Genomic DNA, 22,047 nt, shown 5'->3' on the forward strand with positions numbered 1-22,047 from the left:
CTTACCTCTCGTATTTCTCGACCTTCTGCTCGATGGCGCCGAAAATCGAATGCCCGGCCTTGTCCCTCATCTCGATGCGTACCGTGTCGCCGAAGCGCAGGAACGGCGTTTGGGCTTCGCCTGACACGATGGTCTCGATCATGCGCAGTTCGGCGATGCAGGAATAGCCGGCGCCGCCGGCCGAGACAGGTTTGCCCGGCCCGCCGTCGAGCTTGTTGGAAACGGTGCCGGAACCGATGATCGTGCCGGCGGCAAGCGGCCTGGTCTTGGCAGCGTGAACGATCAGCGCCGGAAAATCGAAGGTCATGTCGACACCGGCATTGGCCCGGCCGAACGGCTTACCGTTGAGGTCGGCGAGCAACGGCAGGCTGACCTTGCCGCCGTCCCAGGCGTCACCCAGTTCGTTCGGCGTGACCGCGACCGGCGAAAACGCCGAGGACGGCTTTGACTGGAAAAAACCAAACCCCTTCGCCAGTTCCGGTCCGGTGAGCGCGCGCAGCGTGACGTCATTGACCAGCATGACCAGCCGGATCGCAGCGCGCGCTTCTTCGAGAGTGGCGCCCATCGGCACGTCGTCGACAATGACGGCGACCTCGCCCTCCATGTCGATGCCGAAGCCTTCGTCAGCCATGCGGATCGGGTCACGTGGCGGAATGAAGGCGTCCGAGCCGCCCTGGTAGATCAGCGGGTCGGTCCAGAAGCTCGCCGGCATCTCGGCGCCGCGCGCTTTGCGCACCAGCTCGACATGGTTCACGTAAGCCGAGCCGTCGGCCCATTGATAGGCGCGCGGCAGCGGCGAGTGGGCGTCATGCTCGTGGAAGCGCTCCGCCGGCATCGCATTGTTCTCAAGCGATTCCGCTATTGTCGCGAGATGCGGGGCGATGCGGCGCCAGTCGTCGAGCGCCGCCTGCAGCGTGCGCACCAGGAACGAGGCGTCGGTGAAGCGTGTCAGGTCGCGCGAGACGACGACGAGTTTTCCGTCGCGCGTCCCGTCCTTCAATGTGGCAAGCTTCATGCGATTTCCTCTCCTTGTGCAGCTTTCCCGCTGCTTAAGCCCACAACAAGGCCGTCGCGGGCGATCGTCAAGTCGCCAGCCCATGTTTTCCTGACAGCGGCAGTCCAGTCGGCCTCGCCGATCCCGGGATCGTCGGCTGGAATGAGGTGATTGAGCACCAGTCTCTTCACCCCGGCATCGCTGGCGATGCTGCCGGCCTCTTCGGCAAAGCTGTGGCTGGCAAGCAGATGCTCTTTCAGCCGCGCGCCATTGCCGGTCCTGGCCACCAGCCGCTCGATGCCTTCCTCCAGCATGGCTTCATGGACGAGGATATCCGCACTCCGGGCGAATTCGGTGAGCGGCGGAAAGAAGGCCGTGTCAGCGGAGAACACCACGCTTTTCCCGCCGTGTTCGAAGCGCAGGGCAAAACAGTCGGTCACCGGCGGATGCTCGACGCGCAGCGCCGAAACCGTCAAGCCGCCCTGCTCGAGCACCTGGCCTTCGCCGAATTCGACGATCGAAACCAGGTCTCGAATATCCGGCCGGCCCTCGTCGACGACGCGGATTTCGATGTCGAAGTCCATCGCCTGGCAAAAGCGCTGCCAATAATGATCCGTGCCGGGCGGACCGAACACGTGGACCGGCGCCGCCAGACCCGCCGTCCAGGCGGTGTGGATCAGCGGCCCCAGTTCCAGCACATGGTCGGAGTGCAGATGCGTGATGAAGATCAGGTCGAGCGATTTCAGGCTGATGCCGGCATCGACGAGACCCCGCGTGACGCCAAGGCCGCAATCGACGACGATGCAGCGGCCGCCCATCTGCAGCAGCGACGAGCTCGGCCATGGACCACCCGGCCGCAATGCCGGACCACCCTTCGAGCCCAAAATCACCAACCGATCCGGCATTGGCTCGGTGCTCAAGACCAGTCGCCCTCGGGCGTGCCGTTGAAACGCTTCTTCAGATCCGCCCAGCAGTCGATGTAATTGTCCTGCCGGGTTTCGAGTTCGGCGCCGTAGCGGGTCAGCATCTGCGGAAATCGGGTTTCGAACATGAACGCCATGGTGTTGTCGAGCTTGACCGGTTTCAGGTCCGCGCGCGAGGCCTTTTCGAAGCCAGGCGCATCCGGCCCATGGGCCAGCATCAGATTGTGCAGACTGATGCCGCCGGGCACAAAGCCTTCTTCCTTGGCGTCGTACTGGCCGTGGATCAGGCCCATGAACTCGCTCATGATGTTACGGTGATACCAGGGCGGCCGGAACGTATCCTCGGCCACCAGCCAGCGCGGCGGGAAGATGACGAAGTCGATATTGGCGGTGCCCTCCTCGCCGCTCGGCGCGGTCAGCACCGTGAAGATCGATGGGTCGGGATGGTCGAACAGCAGCGCTCCGACCGGCGAAAAGGTCGCCAGATCATATTTGTATGGCGCGTAATTGCCGTGCCAGGCAACGACGTCCAGCGGCGAATGGCCGATCTCGGTGACATGGAAATTGCCGCACCATTTCACCGTCAGCCGACACGGCGTTTCCTTCTCCTCGAACCAGGCACAAGGCGTCTTGAAATCGCGTGGGTTGGCAAGGCAGTTGGCGCCGATCGGGCCGCGGTCGGGCAGCGTCAACTTGGCGCCGTAGTTCTCGCAGACGTAGCCGCGGACTTCCTTGTCGACCAGCTCGACCTTGAAGACCAGACCGCGTGGCAGCACCGCGATCTCGCCGGGCCGCAGCTCGATGACGCCCATCTCGGTGACGAAGCGCAAGGCGCCGACCTGCGGCACGACCAGCAACTCGCCGTCGGCGTTGAAGAAATGATCGTCGACCATCGAACGGTTGGCGACGTAGACATGCGCTGCCATGCCTGTTTGCCCGAGCACGTCGCCAGCGGTGGTGATGCTGCGCATGCCCTTGATAAAATCGGTCGGCTCCTTCGGCATCGGCACCGGATTCCAGCGATACTGGCCAAGCGCCAGTTCATGATCGCCGACATTGGGAGCGGTCTTCCACAAGGGATAGCTGGCCGCCTTGAAACGCCCAGTGTGCTTGACGCTCGGTCGGATGCGATACAGCCAGGAGCGCTCATTGGTGCCGCGCGGCGCGGTGAAGGGCGAGCCCGAAAGCTGCTCGGCGTAAAGACCGTAGGCCGGCCGCTGCGGCGAATTCCGTCCTTGCGGCAGCGAACCGGGCAGCGTCTCGGTTTCGAAGTCGTTGCCGAAGCCCGGCATATAGGAAAAGGCCATTGCTTCCTCCCGAAATGGATATCCATTGACCAAACTGGTTTCATTTGTAACCATTGAAAATGTAACCATCAATGGCGGCTTTGAAAAATGGTGATCAAGAGCGAAGCGTCCGACGCGCCTGAAATTCTCAATCTGGAAAATTTCCTGCCCTACCGGCTCCACCGGCTTGCCGAGGCCGTCAGCCGGGAATTCTCGAGGATATACAAGGATCGTCACGGCCTCACGCGTCCCGAATGGCGCACGCTGGCCGGGCTCGGACAGCGTGGCACGATGACGGCGACGGCGTTGGGCGAACAGTCGGCCATGCACAAGACAAAGGTTTCGCGCGCTGTCGCCGAACTCGAACGGCGTCGCTGGCTGACGCGAAAACCGGACGAAAAAGACCGCCGTATCGAACATCTGACGCTGACCGGAACGGGGCTTGCCGCCTATCGCGAGATGGTGCCGCTGGCGAAGGCGTTCGAACGGGATTTGCTGGCAAGATTAAGTGCTGAAGAGCGCGCGGCGATCACCAGCGGACTGGCTGCATTGGAGACCAATGCCTGGTCCCTAGCTAGTCCAAGATCAAGCCAATCACTCTGGACGACGGAGTTCGAGCGAGACTGCGTGGGAGCTCCCACCACAGCCAAAGCATAGCATTGCCTTCGATTTGATCGTGATTTGCGTTGTCAGGCCGCGTATAATGCCCATCACACCGACGGGAGGACTACGATGAGCATTCGCACATTAAGTGTCCTGGTGACGCTGCTTGTAGGCACCTGCACATTTGCGCAGGCCCAGCAGACAAAGCCGATGTCGATCGAAGTGTTCCCTTTCGAATTGGAGGATAAGAGCGCCGGGGCGGGAATAATTCCCCCGGATGAATATGACAGGCGCTATCTGTCGGAATCGGCACAAGTTGCGAGGGACATGCTCTCCCAGTCTGGGCGTTTTACAGTAATTGATGTGCCGGCGAGGGATACACAGGCTGCTGCGCCGCACGGATTGCGCAACTGCGCTGGTTGTGAAGGCCCGATTGCCAAGGAGCACGGCGCGTCGCTTGCCTTGCTTGGCGTCGTAACGCGCGTCAACCGAACAGAACATACTATGTTCATTCGCATCCTTGACGCCGAAACCGGGAGACATGTTTCGGAGGGGTTTACCGATCTTCGCATGGGTGCGAACCACGCGTGGCCCCGCTCCGTGAAATGGCTGATGAAAAACAGAATCCTGCGGTAGGGCGGCATCTACCAGTCCATCACCACCTTGCCGGAACTGCCGCTGCGCATCGCATCGAAGCCGGCTTGAAAGTCGTCGATGCCGATGCGGTGCGTGATGAGGCCGGAGACATCCAACGGGCCCTGCACAAGCGCGATCATCTTGTACCAGGTTTCGAACATCTCGCGGCCATAGATGCCCTTGAGATGCAGCATCTTGAAGATGACCTTGTTCCAGTCGATCTCGAAGCCGGTCGGCGCGATGCCCAGAATGGCGATCTTGCCGCCATTGTTCATGGTGTCGATCATATCGCGGAAAGCGGGGGCAGCGCCCGACATTTCGAGGCCGACGTCGAACCCCTCGGTCATGCCGAGCACCGGCATGACGTCGCGCAGCTTTTCCTTCGAGGCGTCGACGACATGCTGGACGCCGAGTTTCTTGGCCAGCGCCAGCCGCACCGGGTTGATGTCGGTGATGACCACTTTGCGCGCGCCGACGCATTGCGCGACGAGCGCGCCCATGATGCCGATCGGCCCGGCGCCGGTGACAAGCACATCCTCGCCGACCAGATCGAAGGACAGTGCCGTGTGGACGGCGTTGCCCAGGGGATCGAAGATGGCGGCGATCTCGTCCGGCACATCGTCGGGGATCGGCACGACATTGTGCTGCGGGATTGCCAGATACTCGCCGAAAGCGCCGGGACGGTTGACGCCGACGCCGAGCGTGTTGCGGCACAGATGCCCCCTGCCCGCGCGACAGTTGCGGCAATGACCGCAGACGATGTGGCCTTCGCCCGACACGCGCTGGCCAACCTTGTATTCGGTGACCGCGGCGCCGAAATCGGCAACGGTGCCGACGAATTCATGGCCGGTCACCATCGGCACCGGCACCGTCTTTTGCGCCCACTGGTCCCAATTGTAGATATGCACGTCGGTGCCGCAGATCGCCGTCTTCTTGATCTTGATCAGCACGTCGTTGGGACCGATCTCCGGTACCGGCACCTCTTCCATCCAGATGCCCGGTTCGGCCTTGGCCTTCACCAGCGCCTTCATCATGTTCGACATGCTTTTGTCCCTTGAATCTCTTGATCCGGAATCGCTTTTCGATTCCGGCCTTTCAGGAAATGACCCCGAGTTCGCGCCCGACGGCGGCAAACGCTTCCACTGCCCGATCGATATCCGCGCTGGAATGGGCCGCCGACATCTGCGTGCGGATGCGGGCTTGCCCTTTCGGCACCACCGGGAAGGAAAAGCCGATGACGTAGATGCCGCGCTTCAGCATGCGCGCCGCCATCTCCTGCGCCAGGCTGGCATCACCCAGCATCACCGGAATGATCGGATGATCGGCTCCGGCCAGCGTGAAGCCGAGTTTGCCCATCTGCGACCGGAAGCGCGCCGCATTGTCGTAGAGTTTGTCGCGCAGCCCATCGCCGTCTTTGATCAACTCGAACACTTTGATCGAAGCGCCGGCGATCGCCGGCATCAGCGTGTTGGAGAAGAGATAGGGCCGTGAGCGCTGGCGCAGCCAGTCGACCACCTGCCTCTTGCCCGAGGTGTAACCGCCGGACGCGCCGCCGAGTGCCTTGCCGAGCGTCCCGGTGATGATATCGACCCTGCCCTCGACGCCGCAATGCTCGGCCGAGCCGCGGCCGTTCTGGCCGACGAAGCCGACGGCATGGCTGTCGTCGACCATCACCATGGCGTCGTATTTCTCGGCGAGGTCGCAGACACCCCTGAGATTGGCGATGATGCCATCCATCGAAAACACGCCGTCGGTGGCGATCAACCGGAAGCGGCAGTCCCGGGCTTCTTTCAGTCGCGCCTCGAGATCGGCCATATCGTTGTTGGCGTAGCGGAAACGTTTGGCCTTCGACAGCCGCACGCCATCGATGATCGAGGCATGATTCAAGGCATCCGAGATAATGGCGTCTTCCTCGCCCAGCAGCGGCTCGAACAGGCCGCCATTGGCATCGAAACAGGAGCCGTAGAGGATGGTGTCTTCCATGCCGAGGAAACAGGAAATCGTGGATTCGAGCTGCTTGTGCTCTTCCTGCGTACCGCAGATAAAGCGCACCGATGCCATGCCGTAGCCATAGCGGTCGAGCGCCTGGCTGGCCGCCGCACGCAAATCGGCGCTGTCGGCGAGGCCGAGATAGTTGTTGGCACAGAAATTCAGCACCTTGTCGCCGCCGACCTCGATCTCGGCCGACTGCGTCGAAGTGATCACCCGCTCCGACTTGTAGAGGCCTGCCGATTTGAGCTCCGCGAGCTCGCTGTCGATGTGGGAGAGGAATGCTGCGGTCATGGTCGGCCTCGTTTGATGTGGGCTGACTGTCGTCTCGTCCGCGCGAAAAATCCATCGCAAAAACGACCGACCGGTGGCAAGCAGCACGATGCGGTCCCGGTGTCGATCATCATGCGGCCCAGGAACGACACCACGACAAAGGGTTCTGGCCGACGACCGCTCAAATGCCGGTATGGCGCTAAACGAGCCGATAACCATTTCGCGATCTTTCGACAGCTGCCCCTTGCCGGGCAGCCGTCGATTTCCGGTCCTGTTAACGTTTGCAGTTCAATGGTGCTCATACAAGAATCTTTTGGCAACAATCCGTAGGCGAGAGGGCCGCCCCCGAAAATGTCGCAGCAGCCGGTGCAAACCGTTTCAGGCAAGCTCATACTGCTGATCAAGGCTGGCTATTGGCTGGCCCTGCTGATCATTGCGGCCATGGTGATAGCCTCCTTCATCCTGCTGCAGCAGATGATGGCCACCCAGCAGCACAACCACACCTTGCTCGACATCGTCAGCACGCAAAAGACGCTGTCGCAGCGCATCGTCTTCCTTGCCAGCGCAACGGGTGCCGGTTCACGCGACAAGCAACCGGCGCTGGTCAGCGCGCTCAAGCAGGCAACGGCGGAGTTCGAGACGAACTATGATCTGCTGCTCGATCAGACGGGAGCCGATCCGCAATCGCCGGCCAAGCTTGACCCGAAGTCGATCGAAAGCGTGCTTTTCGCCAAGCCCTTCCACCTCGACTATTTCTCGGTCGGGCTGATCGCCAATGGCGACCGCCTGATCTCGGCCTATGAATCGCAATTCAGCGGCAATGGCGGTTACAAGGGCGGCGGCGAACGCGTCAATCTCGACGCCTCTGTCGCCAATGCGACCTTGTCGGGCTATGCCGCGCTTGGCCAGCGCATCACTGCCGACGCCGACGACCGCTCCGAGAAGCTGCTCGCTCTCCACCGCACGCTGTTCTACGCCACAATCGGCGTCATCATACTGGTGGCGCTGTTCATCTTCAGGCCGATGTCGAACGCCATCCTGCGCAAGACACATGAATTGATCGACGCGCGCAATTCCATGGCCTTCATCGCGGTGCATGACGGCCTCACTGGCCTGCACAACCGCACGTTCCTGACCGATCATTTCGACACGCTGATCAAGGGCACGCACCGGCGTCGCGAACGCCTTGCCGTCGTCCAGCTCGATCTCGACCGATTCAAGCAGATCAACGATACGCTCGGCCACGCCGCCGGCGACTATGTGCTGGTCGTCACGGCACAGCGCATGCGCGATTCCTGCCGGGCGTCGGATCTGTGCGTGCGCCTGGGCGGCGACGAGTTCGTCATGATCCTCGGCGGCGCCGGCGGCACCGAAGACATCAATATGCTGGCGCGGCGCATCCTGGCACACATCAACGAGCCGATCGTCTTCCAGGGCACGACCATTCTCCCAGGCGCCAGCGCCGGCATCGCGGTCTATCCGATCGACGCCGACAATGCTGGGGATTTGCTGGTCCACGCCGATCTGGCGCTTTACTCCGCCAAGAAGCTTGGCGGCGGCAACTTCTCCTTCTTCTCCGAGGAGCTGCGCCGCGAACTCGACTATCGCAAGCAGCTCGAGCACGACATCAAGGTCGCCATCGCGGAGCGGGCGTTCCAGGTCTATTTCCAGCCGCAGGTCTCGCTGACCAACGGCACGATCAGCGGCATCGAGGCGCTGGTGCGCTGGAACCATGCGGAGCGCGGCATGATCCCGCCCGGCGAGTTCATTCCGGTCGCCGAGAAATGCGGCTTCATGCCCGAGATCGGCCGCATCGTCATCACCAAGGCGATCAACGAGGCGGCCGAATGGAATCGCGCCGGCATTGCCTTCGGACGGCTTGCCGTCAATGTTTCCGGCACCGAGCTGCGCGAGCACGATTTCGATGCGTTCTTGTTCGAGACGCTGGAAAAGGCGGGGCTGCCGCCGCAGAAACTGTCGCTGGAAATCGTCGAATCCGTCATCCTCGACGACGAAAAGACAGGCATCGCGGCCAAGCTGCGGCACATCCGGGCAGCCGGCGTCCATCTTGAACTCGATGATTTCGGCACCGGCTATGCTTCGCTCAGCCATGTCAACCCGAACGAGATCGACCGGCTGAAGATCGATCGCCGCTTCGTCCAGAACATCCATGAGAATGGCGACAACTCGAAGATCGTCCGCGCCATCACCGAGCTGGCGCGTGGCCTTGGCATCTCGATCGTCGCAGAGGGCGCCGAAACCGAGGCCGAGCTCAATTCGCTGATGGCGATCGGCTGCGACCAGGTGCAGGGCTACTCCATCGCCTTCCCGATGCCGCACGACAAGGCGCTGGAATGGCTGACCGCCCGCATGCCCAAGAAGGCCAAGCTGACGGTGCTGCAAGGAAGCCTGGCATAGGTACGGCCGGGCTGCCTTGACAACCGTGTGTGAAGATGGCGGCTTTGTCGGATCGCAACCGGGTATCGGGGCCGATGACACCGTTTCGGTTTGTCCTGGCGGCGCTTTTGATTTTTGCGGTCCCCGCCCAAGGGGCCGATCGCATAATCTATCTTACCTTCGACGATGGGCCGCTGAACGGCACAAGCAACATCCTCGATGTGCTGGAAGCCGAACAGGTTCCGGCGACAATGTTCATGGTCGGCATGCATGCGCAGGCGAGCGCCGCCAACAGAGCGCTCGTCCAGCGCGCCAGGCAGCTTCCCCTGGTGACGCTCGGCAACCACAGCTACAGCCATGCCTACAATCACTACCGGCATTTCTACGGCAACACCGAGGGTGTCGTCGCCGACATGGTAAGGGCGAATGCGGTGCTCGGCTTGAAGCCCGTGGTGCATGCAAGACTGCCGGGGCGCGACGTGTTCAGGCTGCCCTCCATGTCGAAGAACGACACTTCGCTTGGCCTCGCCCAGGAGGGGCGTGAAGAGCCCGATTACGAGTTTGTCGCGGCCTCAGGCTTCTATCTCTACGGCTGGGACCATGAATGGGTCCACAAGGACAATGGCGAGCCGGTGCAGAGCGTCGATCATCTGGTCAGCGAGATCGATCACCTGTTCGGCTATGGCCGCTTCGTCAAACCCGGCAAGCTGATCCTGCTGATGCATGACGAGATGTTCCAGAACGCGTTCGACGGCAAGACGAAGCTGACCAATTTGATCGCCGCGCTGAAGCTGCGCCATTACACTTTTGGGACAATCCAGGGCTACGACGACTGAGCCGGCAAAGACGGCAAGCTCTTCAGCGGATTGAGCATTGGCACACCAAGTGGCGCGAAATGACGCTCGTTGTCCGTCAGTATCGTTAAACCATGGACCTCGGCTGTGGCAGCAATCGCTATGTCTTCAAATCCAGGCCGGTGCGCCCTCGCCCGATCCAGGATTAGTCCCGCAGCATGCGCGGCGCGCAAATCGAAGGGAAGCACTCTTTCTCCATAAAGGTGCTGAACCGCTTGCCACCAGCCGCGCAGCGAGTTCGCCTTTGTTGTCGCACCCTCACGTTCGGCCTTCGCTATTCCAGCGGCAACTTCGGATGCGGTGACAACGGACAGGAACAGATGGTTGCTCGCCTGGTCGAGCCAAGTCGCCAATGCATGCCGATCCGCTTTCTTGGACGGCGCCATTGCCGAGATGATATTGGTATCCAGCAGAAACATCGACCGCGTTACAACGCAACCTTGCGAGCCGGTTTGCGGGAACGAGGCGGAATATCGCCAAGGTCACCAGGGAAGGCCGCCAACAATTGTCCAAAACTTGGCACGCGCGAAAGCCTTTCATAGTCTTCGAAAGACAGAATGACAGCCTGCTTGCGCCCGTGACGGGTGATGACGGCAGGCGTCCCGGCGACGGCTTGATCGACCACCGCTGAAAGTGTTGCCTTGGCATCCTTCAACTGAATCTCGCGCATAGCTTGCTCCAAAATGACTAGAGTGGTCATATAGCAGAGCAACTCGGATCAAACAAGGCCTGTCGATCCCACCAAGATCATCCCACATTCGCCCGCAACACGGCCAGCACCTGCGCGAACTCCGCCAGCCGCTCGTCGGACAGTCCGACCCGCAGCCGCTTGTCAAAGGAAAGCGCGGCCTTACGCAATGTCTCGAACATCGCTTCTCCGGCCGCGGTCAGTTCGACCAGATGAACCCGGCGGTTGATGGGATCACGGCGGCGCGTCAGCAGGCCCTGCGCCTCCATCGCGTTGAGATGGTGGGTCAACGTCGCGCCTTGGATGCCGATCATGCCGGCGAGTTCACGCTGATTGGCAAGCTTGCTCGACTTGACCGACAGCAGCGTGAGCCAGACCGGCAGCGTGCCACCGGCCTCGACCAGGGCAGCGTCGAAGGCCTGGGCAACCAGCTTGGCGGTTCGTCCGAGATTCATGCCGACTGGCGGGCGTTCGAAGGGTGTCATTGCAGGACACTAGACGGTGTCATGCACGGATGGAACTGGCGCGACTTATACATTGACATCTAACCATTTGATATCTAATTACCGAGAGATGGCGGGCTAAAGAGGAAATCCGGTTATGCAATATGTCTACATCGTCGTTATCGGCCTTCATGTCATGGCAGGTGTATTCTGGGCGGGTACGACGATCGCGGTCGGCCGTGACCCGGACATCCGGGCGGAACGGTTCTTCCGGCCGCAAATGGGCGCTGCCAGTCTGGTTTTCCTGACCGGCATACTGCTCTGGTATTTCTTTCACGAGGGCGTTTTCGGCTCGATGGAGAAGGTGCTGGCGCTGGGCATCGTGACGGCCCTGATCGCCGCCGGCGTGCAAGGCGCGCTGGTGGGCTCAGCCAGCAGGCAGCTTGCCGGTGCCGATGCGGCAACGGAAAGCCAGTTGCGCGCGAAGATGACAAGAGGCGAGCGCATCGCAGGGGGGCTGCTGGTGCTGACCGTGCTGTGCATGGCCACGGCCAGAATGTTTTGAGCGCCGCCCACGCAGCACAAGCTCACAGAATCGTACGTTGTCTGGCGACGAGCCAATGACGTGCGGGCGCGCGGCCAGACCGAAGTATACGGGCTCTCGTACGCAGGTCCGACCGCGCGCCACCGATCCTCGCAATAGCTAATTTCAGATACGCAAGCCGAACCTGATGCCGTCATAGATGGCGGCGTGGATGTTGCGCGAGGCGACCGCGTCGCCGATGCGGAACAGCACGAAGCCGCCTTCTGGATTGCGCTTGGGAAAGATGTCGCCACCACTCACCAGCCGTTCGTAGTCGACCGCACCGCCATTCTTCGACAGAGGCTTTAGCGATAGGTAGAGATCATCGAGCGGCAGCGTACCGTGCTCGACCACCACCTGGTCGACCCTGCGCTCGCCGCGCCAGCCATCGGCGAAATCCGAAGCCAGCTCTGCGATCAGTTGATTGCCCTCGCGCCGCACCGAACGCAGCCGCGTGTTGATGGTGATGGTGACGCCCTTTTCCTGAAAGGCCCTGATATAGGGCACATGGTTCATGCCGCCCATTTCCGGGGCAAAGAAACGCTCCGGCGATACAAGCTCGAGTTTCGAGCCGGCATTGGCGATCAGTTCGGCGGCGCCCATGCCCTGATGGCCGCCATTGTCGTCATAGAGCAGCACATTTTCGGCCGGCTTGACGCTGCTGGCCATGATGTCCCAACTCGAGGTGACAAGGTTGTCGCCGGCCGTCAGCGGCGGGTTCTGCGGCAGGCCGCCGGTAGCGACCACCACCACATCGGGCGACAGCGCCAGGACATCGTCTTTTTCCGCCCAAGTGTCGTAGCGGATCTCGACGCCGAGCCGGTCGAGTTCAGCCAGCCGCCAGTCGATGATACCGATCAGTTCCTTGCGGCGCGGGTTCTGCGTCGCCAATCGCACCTGGCCGCCGGCCTGGCTCGATGCTTCAAGCACCATCACCTTGTGGCCGCGCTCGGCCGCGACCCGCGCAACCTCCAGCCCGCCGGCGCCGGCTCCGACGACCACGATTTTCTGCTTCGGTCCTTCGGTCTTGACGATGATATGCGGGATTTCGGCCTCGCGGCCGGTCGCGGCATTGTGGACGCAAAGCGCTTCGCCGCCCTCATAGATGCGGTCGAGACAATAGGTGGCGCCCACGCACGGGCGGATCTCATGCTCGCGCCCCTCCATCACCTTTTTGATGATGTGCGGATCGGCGATATGGGCGCGGGTCATGCCGACCATGTCGAGCTTGCCGGTGGCGATGGCGTGGCGTGCGGTGGCCACGTCGGATATGCGCGCCGCGTGGAAGGTCGGGAATTTCGTCGCCGCCCTCACCTCTCCGGCGAAATCAAGATGCGGCGAAGAGCGCATGCCGGTTACCGGGATGACCTTGGTCAGCGCCGCATCGCTCTCGATCGAGCCACGAATGATGTTGAGGAAATCGACCTTGCCGGAGCCCGCCAGCCGCCTGGCGATTTCGATCCCCTCCGCCTTCGACAGGCCTTTTTCGAAATCTTCGTCGGCGACCATGCGGATGCCGACGACGAATTTGTCGCCGACAGCTGCCCGCACGGCATCGAGCACCATGTTGGTGAAGCGCAGGCGATTGTCCAGCGAGCCGCCGAATTCGTCGTCGCGATGATTGGTGGCCGGCGACCAGAAGCCGTCCATCAGATGGCCGTAGGATTCGAACTCGATGCCGTCGAGGCCGGCGGCCTCGCAGCGCTGGGCGGCTGAAGCATAGTCGGCGACGATGCGCTCGATGTCCCAGTCCTCGATCGTCTTCGGGAATGCGCGATGCGCCGGCTCACGCACCGGCGAGGCCGAGAGCACCGGCAGCCAGTCGGCCTTGTTCCAGCCGGTACGGCGGCCGAGATGGGTGATCTGGATCATCACCTTGCAGTCGTGCTCGTGGCAGGCGTCGGCGAGCTCGGCCAGCCACGGCACGATCCTGTCGTCATAGACATGCAGATTGCCGAAGGCGGCCGGGCTGTCGCGCGAGACGATCGCCGAGCCGGCGGTCATGGTCAGCGCCATGCCGCCCTTGGCCTTCTCTGCATGGTAGAGCCGGTAGCGCTGTTTCGGCATGCCGTCCTCGGAATAGGCCGGCTCATGGCTGGTCGACATGACCCGGTTCTTCAGCGTCAAATGTTTGAGCTGGTAGGGCTGGAGAAGCGGATCGTTGCTGGTCATCGTCTTCCTGCGGTTTCAAATTGTGCTAATGAGCGGCAAAATTCGTTTTCAAGCATGTCGTCCCGCACGCACTCCGGGCGCATGCGACAAGGATTGCGCCCATGATCGACACCAAAACTCTCACCCAGCTCGGCGCGCACGTCGAGACGCCACAAAGCCCCGAAGCAGCGGTCCTGGAGACCGTACCGTTTTCGCGTGGTGACGGACCGCCGGCGATCGTGCGCTTCACCTGTCCGGAATTCACCTCGCTGTGCCCCGTCACCGGCCAGCCGGACTTCGCCCATATCGTCATCGACTACGCACCCGATGCGGCTCTGGTGGAATCGAAGTCGCTCAAGCTGTTCATGACCTCGTTTCGCAACCATGGCGCCTTCCATGAAGACTGCACCGTCATGATCGGCCGCCGCATCGTGGCGGCAACCAAGCCGCTGTGGTTGCGCATAGGCGGCTATTGGTATCCACGCGGCGGCATTCCGATCGATGTGTTCTGGCAAACGGGCGCTCCGCCCGAAGGCGCCTGGCTGCCCGACACCGGGGTGGCGCCCTATCGCGGGCGGGGTTGAGCTCGCCCATCATTCGCACTGATATTGGCTGAGTGCCCATTCGCCGGTCACCGACAGCAGGTCCGATATCTTCCAGTCGCCGTCGACCCTCTTGAATTTCCATTCCAGCCGGTGCGGGTTGCCCGATATGACGAAGGCGACGATGACCTTGGCCTGGTCGCCGTTGATCGCCTCGAGCGTCTTCAGGCTCTTGTCGATCTCGGCCTTGTCGTAATCGGCATTATCGAGCGCCATGTTGGGGTCGAGGCACTCGCCCTGCCCGGATTTGCGCAAGGCGTCGCTCTTGTCGAGCACGGTTTTGGCCGGGTCGATGAAATGGCTTCGCTCGGCTGGATCGATCTCCAGCCCGACCTGATCGTAAAACGGCCGCACCACAGCGGTCGGCGAGCCCGGCTGGATCGGTGCGGCCGGCGCGGCTTCGGCTGGCGACCATCCAACAGGCGGCGTTGCCGGTTCCACTCCGGTTCCGGGTGCATTTGCGGGCGGAGCCCCGCTGTCGCCCGGCGCGGCGTCAGCCGGCGGCGCACCCAACAGGCCTTGCGCGGCGGCGCCGCTCAGAGCCGCCAGCAGACACACACCCGACAGGGCCAGCAACCGGCGATGGGCCATCGCTTCACTCCGGCGTCTGGCCGGCCATGCATTCCAGCGCACTGAGCGTCCAGTCGCTGGTCTTGGAAGCGATGTCCGATATCTTCCACTTGCCGTCGATCTTCTTGAGCGACCAGAGCATTTCACGTTTGGAATCATCGCCCTCGGAGAACAGGCTGAAGGATACCGTGACCTGTGCGTTATCGCCATCCAGCTTCTCAGACAGTTTCAGCGTTTTCGAGACGGTTTTCTGATCGAAATCCTGGGCGTCGAGACCAGGATCGAAATCGATGCAGGCGACCTGGTCCGGGTTCTTCTTCGTTGCCTGGTCGTTCAACTCGAACAGTTTCGTCACCGGTTCGGTGAACCGGTCCCGATATTGTTCGTCGGCCTCGAACTTGACCGCCGGGACATAGAAGAACTTCACCGCATCGGACGCCGGTCCGGCGACGGCGGCGGCCGGCAGGGCTATCGAAAGGGCGGCAACGAGCACTGTCAGTCTCATGCAGAATCTCCGGCTTTTGATGGCTTGAGCCTATCAATACCACGTATCCTGCATATCGGCTTTTTTGCGGCTCATGAAGTCCTGCAGCGCCTTGTTTCAGCCGTCCAGCCAGACGTTCTGAAGGTCCATCTCGAATGTCTGGTGGACACCATAGTTCTTCACCTTCTTGTTCTGGTGGCTGTAGAGCTTCTGCCAGAACGGCTGAATAATGACGCCCGAATCCTGCAGGATCTGCTCGACATCCTTCATGACCTCGCGTCGTTTCTCCACGTCGATGAGCGATAGCGCCTGCTTGAGCTTGGCGTCGAAATCGGGGTTGGAATATGCCGATTCATTCCAGGCCTCGCCGGTGCGATAGCCGAGCGCCAGCACCTGGACGCCAAGCGGGCGCATGTACCAGATCGTCATCGAATAGGGATATTTCGTCCAGTCGTTCCAGAAGGTCGAACCCGGCAGCACCGTGCGCTTCACCTTGATCCCGGCATCGCGCAGCTGGCCGGCAATGGCGTCGCCGGTATTCTTCTGCCAATCGTCCTCGATGGTGATCAGCTCATGCTCGAAGTCAGCCTGTCCGGCTTCCGCCATCAGCTTCTTGGCGCCGGCGGCGTCGCGTGTCTTCTTGGGCAGCGGATAGTATTCCGGATGGATCGGGGCAACGTGGTGGTTTTCACCAGGGGTGCCTCGCCCGGCGTAACCAAGTTGGAGGACCGCATTGTTGTCGACGGCCATTTGCAGGGCGTTGCGCACCCGCTTGTCGTCATAGGGCTTGTGGGTAATGTTGGTGCGCGCAACCAGCGTCGTCGCCGTCGCCACCTCCGATTTCACCAGATCCATCTTGTCGAGAATGTCGATGAAGTCGGCGGGCGACTCGAAATTGAGGTCGATCTCACCCGATTCGAACGCGTTAACGGTGGCGTTGAAATCGGTGCCGTAGTCGATGAACTCGACGCTGTCGAGCGGCGCTTCACCACCCCACCATTTGCCATTCTCACGACGCTTGACGACCGCCTTCTGGCCGACATCGTAGGAGACCAGTTCGAACGGTCCCGTGCCGATCGGCTTCTTGATCGGATCGGCACCATCGGCATCGAAGCTGCGATGGACGACGAGCGCCGGATAGTCGGTGAAATTCGGGATCAGTGAAATGTCTGGTTCGCTTAGCTTCAGCTTGACCGTGTTGTCGTCGACCTTGGTGATCGCACCATCCCTGGCCTTGCCGGTCTTTGTGTCGATCAGCGCGCCGACACGGGCGGCCATGGAATTGCCGGCGACATTCTTCTCGCACCAGCGCGTCAGATTGTGAGCGACGTCATCGGCGTTGAAGGCATCGCCGTTGTTCCATGTGATGCCCTTGCGCACATGCAGCACATATTCGGTGGCGTCGTCATTGATATCCCAGCTTTCGAGCAGAACCGGCTCGAAGGTGAACTGCCTGGTATAGCGGACAAGCGGCTCCAGCCAGCAACGCGAAATGTTCGCCAGTTCCACCCAGTCGTAAGTGCGCGGATCCTTCTGTCCCTTCACCGACATCGAGACGCGCAGCGTTCCGCCTTTCTTCGGCTCTTCGGCCAAGGCCCGATCCGGCACGGCAAGACCGATCATGCCATAGGCAAGCGCCGTCGATGCGCCGAAGGCGCTTGCCAGCGCCAGGAACTCGCGCCGGTCGACACGACCCGCGCGTGCTTCGACCGCCATTGCCTCGATAGCGCTCGGCACGCGATCGCCACTGCTTCTGAAGAATGCCATTTTTTCCTCCCGTCTGGTTCCCTTGATCTTGGTTCTTCGCGTCAACTGACGCTGTCCGGCAGCCTCTCCTCGCGCCGCGCGATGAAATCCATCAGGCCATCGGCGATGCCTTCATCGAGCTTCGGCTCCTCGTAATCCGCCAGCATGTTGCGCGCCTTCTCGCGGCCGCGCGTGTCGTGGTCCTTCGCCCCTTCCGCCTTCCACTGTTCGAACGAATTGAAGTCCATGATCGAGGGCATGAAGAAGGCGGATTCGAAATGTTCGAGCGTATGCTGGGTGCCGAGGAAATGGCCCTGCGGTCCCACCTCGCGGATGGCCGCCATGGCTTCCTTGAAATCGTCGAACGGCAGACCGCCGGCATATTTGTACCAGCCGATGAGCTGTTCGCAGTCGGTGGCGAATTTCGAATAGCCGCAGGTCAGGCCGGCCTCGAGCCATCCCGCGGAGTGCCAGATGTAGTTGGCGCCGGCGAGGATGGCGGCATGCATCAGCATGTTCGCCTCGTAACCCGCCTGGGCGTCGTTGAGCTTCGACCCGACATGAAAGCCGGACGTGCGCCACGGCAGCCGGTATTTCCGCGCCAAGGCTCCCATCAGATACATCATCTGCGCCGCCTCGGGCGTGCCGCCCATCGGAGCGCCGGTCTTCATGTCCACCGTGACCATGAACTGCCCGTAGATCTGCGGCGACCCTGGGCGCAGCAGTTGCGTGAAGGCGACGCCCGCCAGCGCTTCCGCATTGACCTGCGCAACCGCGCCCACGGCGGACGCCGAAGTCGAGGCGCCGCACAGTGCGAAGGGTGCGAGGATCAGCGGCTGGTTGCTTCGCGCATAGACCTTCATCGCGTCCAGCATGGTGGCGTCCCACACCAGCGGCGAATTGCAGTTGGTGATCGACACCAGGACCGGATTGTCGCGGACGTAATCCTCGCCGAACACGATGCCTGCCATCGCCATCGTGTCTTCCGCCCGCTCCTTGGACGTGACGATGCCCATGAACGGCTTGTCGGAATGCTTAAGCGCGGAATGGATGATGTGGAGGTGACGCTTCGGTACCGCGATTTCCATCGGCTCGCAAATGACCGAACTCGATGAATGCAGCGCCGGCGCCATGTAGGCGAGCTTGTGGAAATTGTTGAGGTCGGCCAGCGTGCCGTAGCGCCTGTTGTTGTCGAGATCGCGAACATAAGGCGCGCCATACATCGGCACGAAGATGGTATTGTTGCCGCCCACCCGCACCGTACGCTGCGGATTCCTCGCATTGAGCGTGAACTCCGACGGGACCTTCGATACCAGCTCCATCAGCAGGGCCCGGTCGATCCGCACACGAGTTTCCGAGACATCCGCGCCCGCCGCCTTCCACAGCGCGATAGCCTCGTCGTCGCGGAATTCGCATCCCACCTCTTCGAGGATCAGGAGCGACTCCTCGTGGATCAGCTCGACCGCCTCATCGGGGACCATCTGGTAGACGGGGATCTGGCGGACCAGGGTCGGGAACGACGTTACGGGGGCTCCGCGCAGCGCCTTGCGCCCCAGGCGGCCGCCACTGCGGCGGTTGGCATGTTCGGTCACTTCAGGGGCCGGTGCGTTCATGGCAACTCCATTCCACTCATGAAGGAGCCTAGCGCGACAAAATGGTGATGTGACGCTGGAAAATCCTGATCTCTTGTATAAGCTCAGCTTATGCGAAGCCTGCGCCACCTCCTGCCCTCGGCCGGCAGCCTGATCGTCTTCGAGGCGGCCGGGCGGCTTTCGAGCTTCACCGCCGCCGGCCGCGAGCTCGGCATGACGCAGGCCGCCGTCTCCTATGCCGTGCGCGGGCTGGAAGAGCAGCTTGGCGCCAAGCTGTTCCAGCGCCGCCACCGCCAGGTTCTCCTGACCGAGGCCGGCGAGCGCTTCCATGCCGATGTCTCGCTTGGGCTTTCGCATATCCGCAAATCGGCGGAGGATCTACGCCTGCAGGCGACCGGCGGTCATGTCACGCTGGCCGCCTCGACCGCGTTCGGTTCGTTCTGGATGATGCCGCGGCTGCAGCAGTTCCGCGACGAACTGCCGGGCATCGACCTGCGTATCCAGACCGCCGACCGCGACCTCGACATCATCGCCGAAGGCATTCCGCTCGGCGTGCGCGGCGGCGCGCCGCGGGACTGGCCGGACTATCACTCGTTGCCGCTGGCTGACGAGGAGATATTTCCCGTCGCCGGCACCAGCTATGCGGCAAAGTTCGGCCTGCCCAAATTCGCTGCCGAACTGGCCACGCACCGCCTCATCCATTTGGAGGAGCCGTATCGCGAGGCGGCCAGCTGGGACGAATGGTTCCAGTCGGCGGGCGCCAATCTCAGCGATACCGCGCGCGGCCTGCGCATCAATGACTACGGCCTGGTGATTCAGGGCGTCATGGAAGGCCAAGGCATCGCGCTCGGCTGGCGGCATCTCGCCGAGCGGTTGCTGGCGTCGGGCTTGCTGGTGCCGGTGACGGATCATGTGCTGAAGACCGGCAAGGCGTTCTATGTCGTCTGGCCGAAGAACCGGGAACTCAGCGACAACGCCCGCAAGGTGCGAGACTGGCTGGCGGCTCAGGCGTGAGGGGCAGTGCCTCCCTGTCCCTTGGAAGTCGGCGGGACAGCACCCCCCTCTGTCCTGCCGGACATCTCCCCGCAAGTGGGGAGATTGGCAGTTCCAGCCTCGCCACCCTTCCTGCAGCGCTGCAGATTGGCGAAAGCCGTGGCGACATCCGATCTCCCTCCTTGCGGGGGAGATGGCCGGCAGGCCAGAGGGGGTGCTGTCCCGCCAGCATCATCGCTATTCCGCCGACATCGAATGCTTTCTCATCGGCGTCGAATCCGCCTATAGTGGCGCCATGCCCATCCGCCAGCTTTCCGAAACGATGATCAACCAGATCGCCGCCGGCGAAGTCATCGAGCGTCCGGCGAGCGTGGTCAAGGAACTGGTCGAGAATGCGCTCGATGCCGGTGCTTCGCGCGTCGAGATCGTCACAGCCGGCGGTGGGCTGAACCTGATCCGCGTCACCGATGACGGCTCCGGCATTCTCGAACGGGAGCTGGCGCTGGCGATCGCACGACACTGCACCTCCAAGCTCACCGAGGATATCAACGACATCCGCTCGCTGGGCTTCCGCGGCGAAGCGCTGCCGTCGATCGGCTCGGTGTCGCGACTTTCGATCCGCTCGCGCACGGCAGCAAGTGACAGCGCCGCCGAGATCGGCATCGAGGGTGGCCGCGTCCTGCCTGTCAGGCCGGCGGCGGCCAATCGCGGCACCACGGTCGAGGTGCGCGACCTGTTCTTCGCAACGCCGGCCCGATTAAAGTTCATGAAGGGCGAGCGCGCCGAAAGCTCGGCCACCAGCGATGTGGTCAAGCGCATCGCCATCGCCTTCCCCGCCGTGCGCTTCACGCTGGCCGGCTCGGACCGCTCGACGCTGGAATTGCCGGCGGCGGATGACAGCGCGGAAGGCAGCCTGCGCCGTGTCGCCCAGGTGATGGGCGCCGACTTTCCGGACAATTCTATTGCCCTCGACGCGATGCGCGAAGGCGTGCATCTGACCGGCCACGTGTCGATCCCGTCCTTCACCCGCGCCAACGCGCTGCAGCAATATGCCTATGTGAACGGCCGCCCGGTGCGCGACAAACTGATCGCCGGCGCCATACGCGGTGCCTACGCCGACGTCCTGCCGCGCGACCGCCATGCGGTGACGGTGCTGTTCCTGACGCTCGACCCGGCCATCGTCGACGTCAATGTTCATCCAGCCAAGGCCGATGTGCGCTTCCGCGATCCCGGCCTTGTGCGCGGACTGATCGTCGGGGCAATCCGACAGGCACTGGCCGATGCCGGCGTCCGCGCCGCCACCACGGGGGCCGCCGGCATGATGGCGGCGTTCCGGCCAGGGGCCGCATCCTACGGCCAGGGTGGAGCGGCAAACGGCCACCGCAGCTACGACGCGGCCTACCGCGCCTCGGGTCCGTCCGGCTTCGATCCCGCCCGGTCGTCGCAGCGGCCGCTCGATATGGGTTTCGAGGGTGCGGGCTTCCAGCAGCGCGGCTTGCATGAAAACGAGCAAGCGGCTTTCGATGCCGGTCCGCAGCATAGCGCCGATGCACGCGCAGGGCAGGATGAAGCGGCCGAGACGCTGCTCGGCGCGGTGCTGGGCGCGGCGCGCGCCCAGGTGCATGAGAACTACATCGTCGCCCAGACCAGGGATTCGCTCATCATCGTCGACCAGCATGCGGCGCATGAACGGCTGGTCTACGAGGCGCTGAAGAATGCGCTGCACTCGCGCCCGGTGCCCTCGCAGATGCTGCTTCTGCCCGAGATCATCGACCTGCCGGAGGAGGATGCCGAGCGGCTTGCGCTGCATTCGGAAACGCTGGCCCGCTTCGGTCTCGGCATCGAGCGCTTCGGCCCCGGCGCCGTCGCGGTGCGCGAGACGCCGTCGATGCTGGGCGAGACCAATGTCGGGCAATTGGTGCGCGACCTCGCCGACGAGATCGCCGACAACGACACGGTCGACACGCTGAAGGAGCGGCTGGACAAAATAGCCGCGACCATGGCCTGCCACGGCTCTGTGCGCTCCGGCCGCCTGCTCAAGGCCGAGGAGATGAATGCCCTGCTGCGGCAGATGGAGGCGACGCCCGGCTCGGGCACCTGCAACCACGGCCGGCCAACCTATATCGAACTCAAGCTGGCGGATATCGAGCGGCTTTTCGGGCGGCGATAGCTGCGGACGGATTGCGGGCCATCGCTTCGCCGCTCGATGCCGGCACGTCAAGAAGGTCCCAGGCCGGCCG

Annotated in this window: 21 protein-coding genes; 8 read left to right on the forward strand and 13 right to left on the reverse strand. The window is 62.5% G+C overall.

Annotation, left to right across the window (positions count from 1 at the left end; translation table 11 throughout):
• Position 1: 1 nt before the first annotated feature.
• From NKI69_RS11095 to hmgA, 3 genes are read right to left on the reverse strand one after another with little or no spacing between them, the layout of a single operon-like run.
• A complete protein-coding gene (locus tag NKI69_RS11095) occupies positions 2–1,015 on the reverse strand; it encodes a fumarylacetoacetate hydrolase family protein (protein WP_128305082.1) in 1,014 nt (337 codons plus the stop codon).
• On the reverse strand, positions 1,012–1,899 hold the full coding sequence (locus NKI69_RS11100; protein WP_023813584.1) for an MBL fold metallo-hydrolase: 888 nt from the start codon (positions 1,897–1,899) through the stop codon (positions 1,012–1,014). Before NKI69_RS11100 ends, NKI69_RS11095 begins: the two co-directional genes overlap by 4 nt.
• An 11-nt stretch (positions 1,900–1,910) precedes the next feature.
• Complete coding sequence (gene hmgA, locus NKI69_RS11105; protein ID WP_352721288.1) at positions 1,911–3,224, reverse strand: homogentisate 1,2-dioxygenase; 1,314 nt, start codon at positions 3,222–3,224, stop codon at positions 1,911–1,913.
• Between the two features lie 87 nt (positions 3,225–3,311).
• On the opposite strand from hmgA, the gene NKI69_RS11110 reads away from it, so the two are divergent.
• Both NKI69_RS11110 and NKI69_RS11115 read left to right on the forward strand, forming a co-directional pair.
• The gene (locus NKI69_RS11110) at positions 3,312–3,860 is read left to right on the forward strand and encodes a MarR family winged helix-turn-helix transcriptional regulator (protein ID WP_023813582.1); all 549 of its coding nucleotides are present in this window, start codon (positions 3,312–3,314) and stop codon (positions 3,858–3,860) included.
• A 75-nt stretch (positions 3,861–3,935) separates the two neighbouring features.
• On the forward strand, positions 3,936–4,442 hold the full coding sequence (locus NKI69_RS11115) for a DUF2380 domain-containing protein (protein ID WP_023813581.1): 507 nt from the start codon (positions 3,936–3,938) through the stop codon (positions 4,440–4,442).
• An 8-nt stretch (positions 4,443–4,450) separates the two neighbouring features.
• Here NKI69_RS11115 and tdh read toward each other — a convergent pair whose 3' ends face one another.
• Positions 4,451–5,485: an L-threonine 3-dehydrogenase gene (tdh, locus tag NKI69_RS11120; RefSeq protein ID WP_013533376.1), complete on the reverse strand. Its 1,035-nt coding sequence runs from the start codon at positions 5,483–5,485 to the stop codon at positions 4,451–4,453.
• A gap of 52 nt (positions 5,486–5,537) precedes the next feature.
• Complete coding sequence (locus NKI69_RS11125; protein ID WP_023813580.1) at positions 5,538–6,725, reverse strand: glycine C-acetyltransferase; 1,188 nt, start codon at positions 6,723–6,725, stop codon at positions 5,538–5,540.
• Positions 6,726–7,055: 330 nt separating this feature from the next.
• On the opposite strand from NKI69_RS11125, the gene NKI69_RS11130 reads away from it, so the two are divergent.
• Positions 7,056–9,122 carry a putative bifunctional diguanylate cyclase/phosphodiesterase gene (locus NKI69_RS11130; protein ID WP_023813579.1) on the forward strand — a complete coding sequence of 689 codons (2,067 nt, stop codon included), beginning with the start codon at positions 7,056–7,058 and terminating at the stop codon, positions 9,120–9,122.
• A 74-nt stretch (positions 9,123–9,196) separates the two neighbouring features.
• A complete protein-coding gene (locus tag NKI69_RS11135; protein WP_023813578.1) occupies positions 9,197–9,937 on the forward strand; it encodes a polysaccharide deacetylase family protein in 741 nt (246 codons plus the stop codon).
• On the opposite strand, the gene NKI69_RS11140 is transcribed toward NKI69_RS11135, so the two are convergent.
• From NKI69_RS11140 to NKI69_RS11150, 3 genes are all read right to left on the reverse strand, one after another.
• Positions 9,925–10,374, reverse strand: a complete 450-nt coding sequence (locus NKI69_RS11140) for a type II toxin-antitoxin system VapC family toxin (protein ID WP_023813577.1) — start codon at positions 10,372–10,374, stop codon at positions 9,925–9,927. The genes NKI69_RS11135 and NKI69_RS11140 overlap by 13 nt on opposite strands.
• A gap of 8 nt (positions 10,375–10,382) precedes the next feature.
• Entirely contained in the window at positions 10,383–10,625 is a 243-nt protein-coding gene (locus NKI69_RS11145; RefSeq protein ID WP_023813576.1) for a type II toxin-antitoxin system Phd/YefM family antitoxin, read from the reverse strand.
• A gap of 77 nt (positions 10,626–10,702) precedes the next feature.
• Positions 10,703–11,128 (reverse strand): MarR family winged helix-turn-helix transcriptional regulator, encoded by a 426-nt coding sequence (locus NKI69_RS11150; protein WP_023813575.1) that lies wholly within the window; start codon positions 11,126–11,128, stop codon positions 10,703–10,705.
• Between the two features lie 115 nt (positions 11,129–11,243).
• Here NKI69_RS11150 and NKI69_RS11155 point away from each other — a divergent pair, with 115 nt between their 5' ends.
• Positions 11,244–11,651 carry a hypothetical protein gene (locus tag NKI69_RS11155; protein ID WP_023813574.1) on the forward strand — a complete coding sequence of 136 codons (408 nt, stop codon included), beginning with the start codon at positions 11,244–11,246 and terminating at the stop codon, positions 11,649–11,651.
• A gap of 144 nt (positions 11,652–11,795) precedes the next feature.
• On the opposite strand, the gene NKI69_RS11160 is transcribed toward NKI69_RS11155, so the two are convergent.
• Positions 11,796–13,841 (reverse strand): NADH:flavin oxidoreductase, encoded by a 2,046-nt coding sequence (locus NKI69_RS11160; RefSeq protein WP_023813573.1) that lies wholly within the window; start codon positions 13,839–13,841, stop codon positions 11,796–11,798.
• A 101-nt stretch (positions 13,842–13,942) separates the two neighbouring features.
• Here NKI69_RS11160 and queF point away from each other — a divergent pair, with 101 nt between their 5' ends.
• The gene (gene queF / locus NKI69_RS11165) at positions 13,943–14,404 is read left to right on the forward strand and encodes a preQ(1) synthase (RefSeq protein ID WP_010915503.1); all 462 of its coding nucleotides are present in this window, start codon (positions 13,943–13,945) and stop codon (positions 14,402–14,404) included.
• A gap of 9 nt (positions 14,405–14,413) precedes the next feature.
• Here the strand turns inward: queF and NKI69_RS11170 are convergent, their stop codons facing one another.
• The 4 genes from NKI69_RS11170 to NKI69_RS11185 form a co-directional block, all read right to left on the reverse strand.
• Entirely contained in the window at positions 14,414–15,013 is a 600-nt protein-coding gene (locus tag NKI69_RS11170) for a hypothetical protein (RefSeq protein ID WP_023813572.1), read from the reverse strand.
• Positions 15,014–15,017: 4 nt separating this feature from the next.
• Entirely contained in the window at positions 15,018–15,497 is a 480-nt protein-coding gene (locus NKI69_RS11175) for a DUF3828 domain-containing protein (protein ID WP_023813571.1), read from the reverse strand.
• 96 nt (positions 15,498–15,593) lie between these two features.
• Positions 15,594–17,243, reverse strand: a complete 1,650-nt coding sequence (locus NKI69_RS11180; protein ID WP_023813570.1) for an ABC transporter substrate-binding protein — start codon at positions 17,241–17,243, stop codon at positions 15,594–15,596.
• Positions 17,244–17,284: 41 nt separating this feature from the next.
• Positions 17,285–18,835 (reverse strand): trimethylamine methyltransferase family protein, encoded by a 1,551-nt coding sequence (locus NKI69_RS11185; RefSeq protein ID WP_013532332.1) that lies wholly within the window; start codon positions 18,833–18,835, stop codon positions 17,285–17,287.
• Between the two features lie 90 nt (positions 18,836–18,925).
• Between NKI69_RS11185 and NKI69_RS11190 the strand changes: the two genes are divergently transcribed.
• A complete protein-coding gene (locus NKI69_RS11190) occupies positions 18,926–19,828 on the forward strand; it encodes a LysR substrate-binding domain-containing protein (protein WP_352721293.1) in 903 nt (300 codons plus the stop codon).
• Between the two features lie 274 nt (positions 19,829–20,102).
• Entirely contained in the window at positions 20,103–21,977 is a 1,875-nt protein-coding gene (gene mutL, locus NKI69_RS11195; protein ID WP_352721374.1) for a DNA mismatch repair endonuclease MutL, read from the forward strand.
• Positions 21,978–22,047: the final 70 nt, after the last annotated feature.

The organism is Mesorhizobium sp. M0491 (assembly GCF_040321265.1).
In the GTDB taxonomy this organism is placed as follows: domain Bacteria; phylum Pseudomonadota; class Alphaproteobacteria; order Rhizobiales; family Rhizobiaceae; genus Mesorhizobium.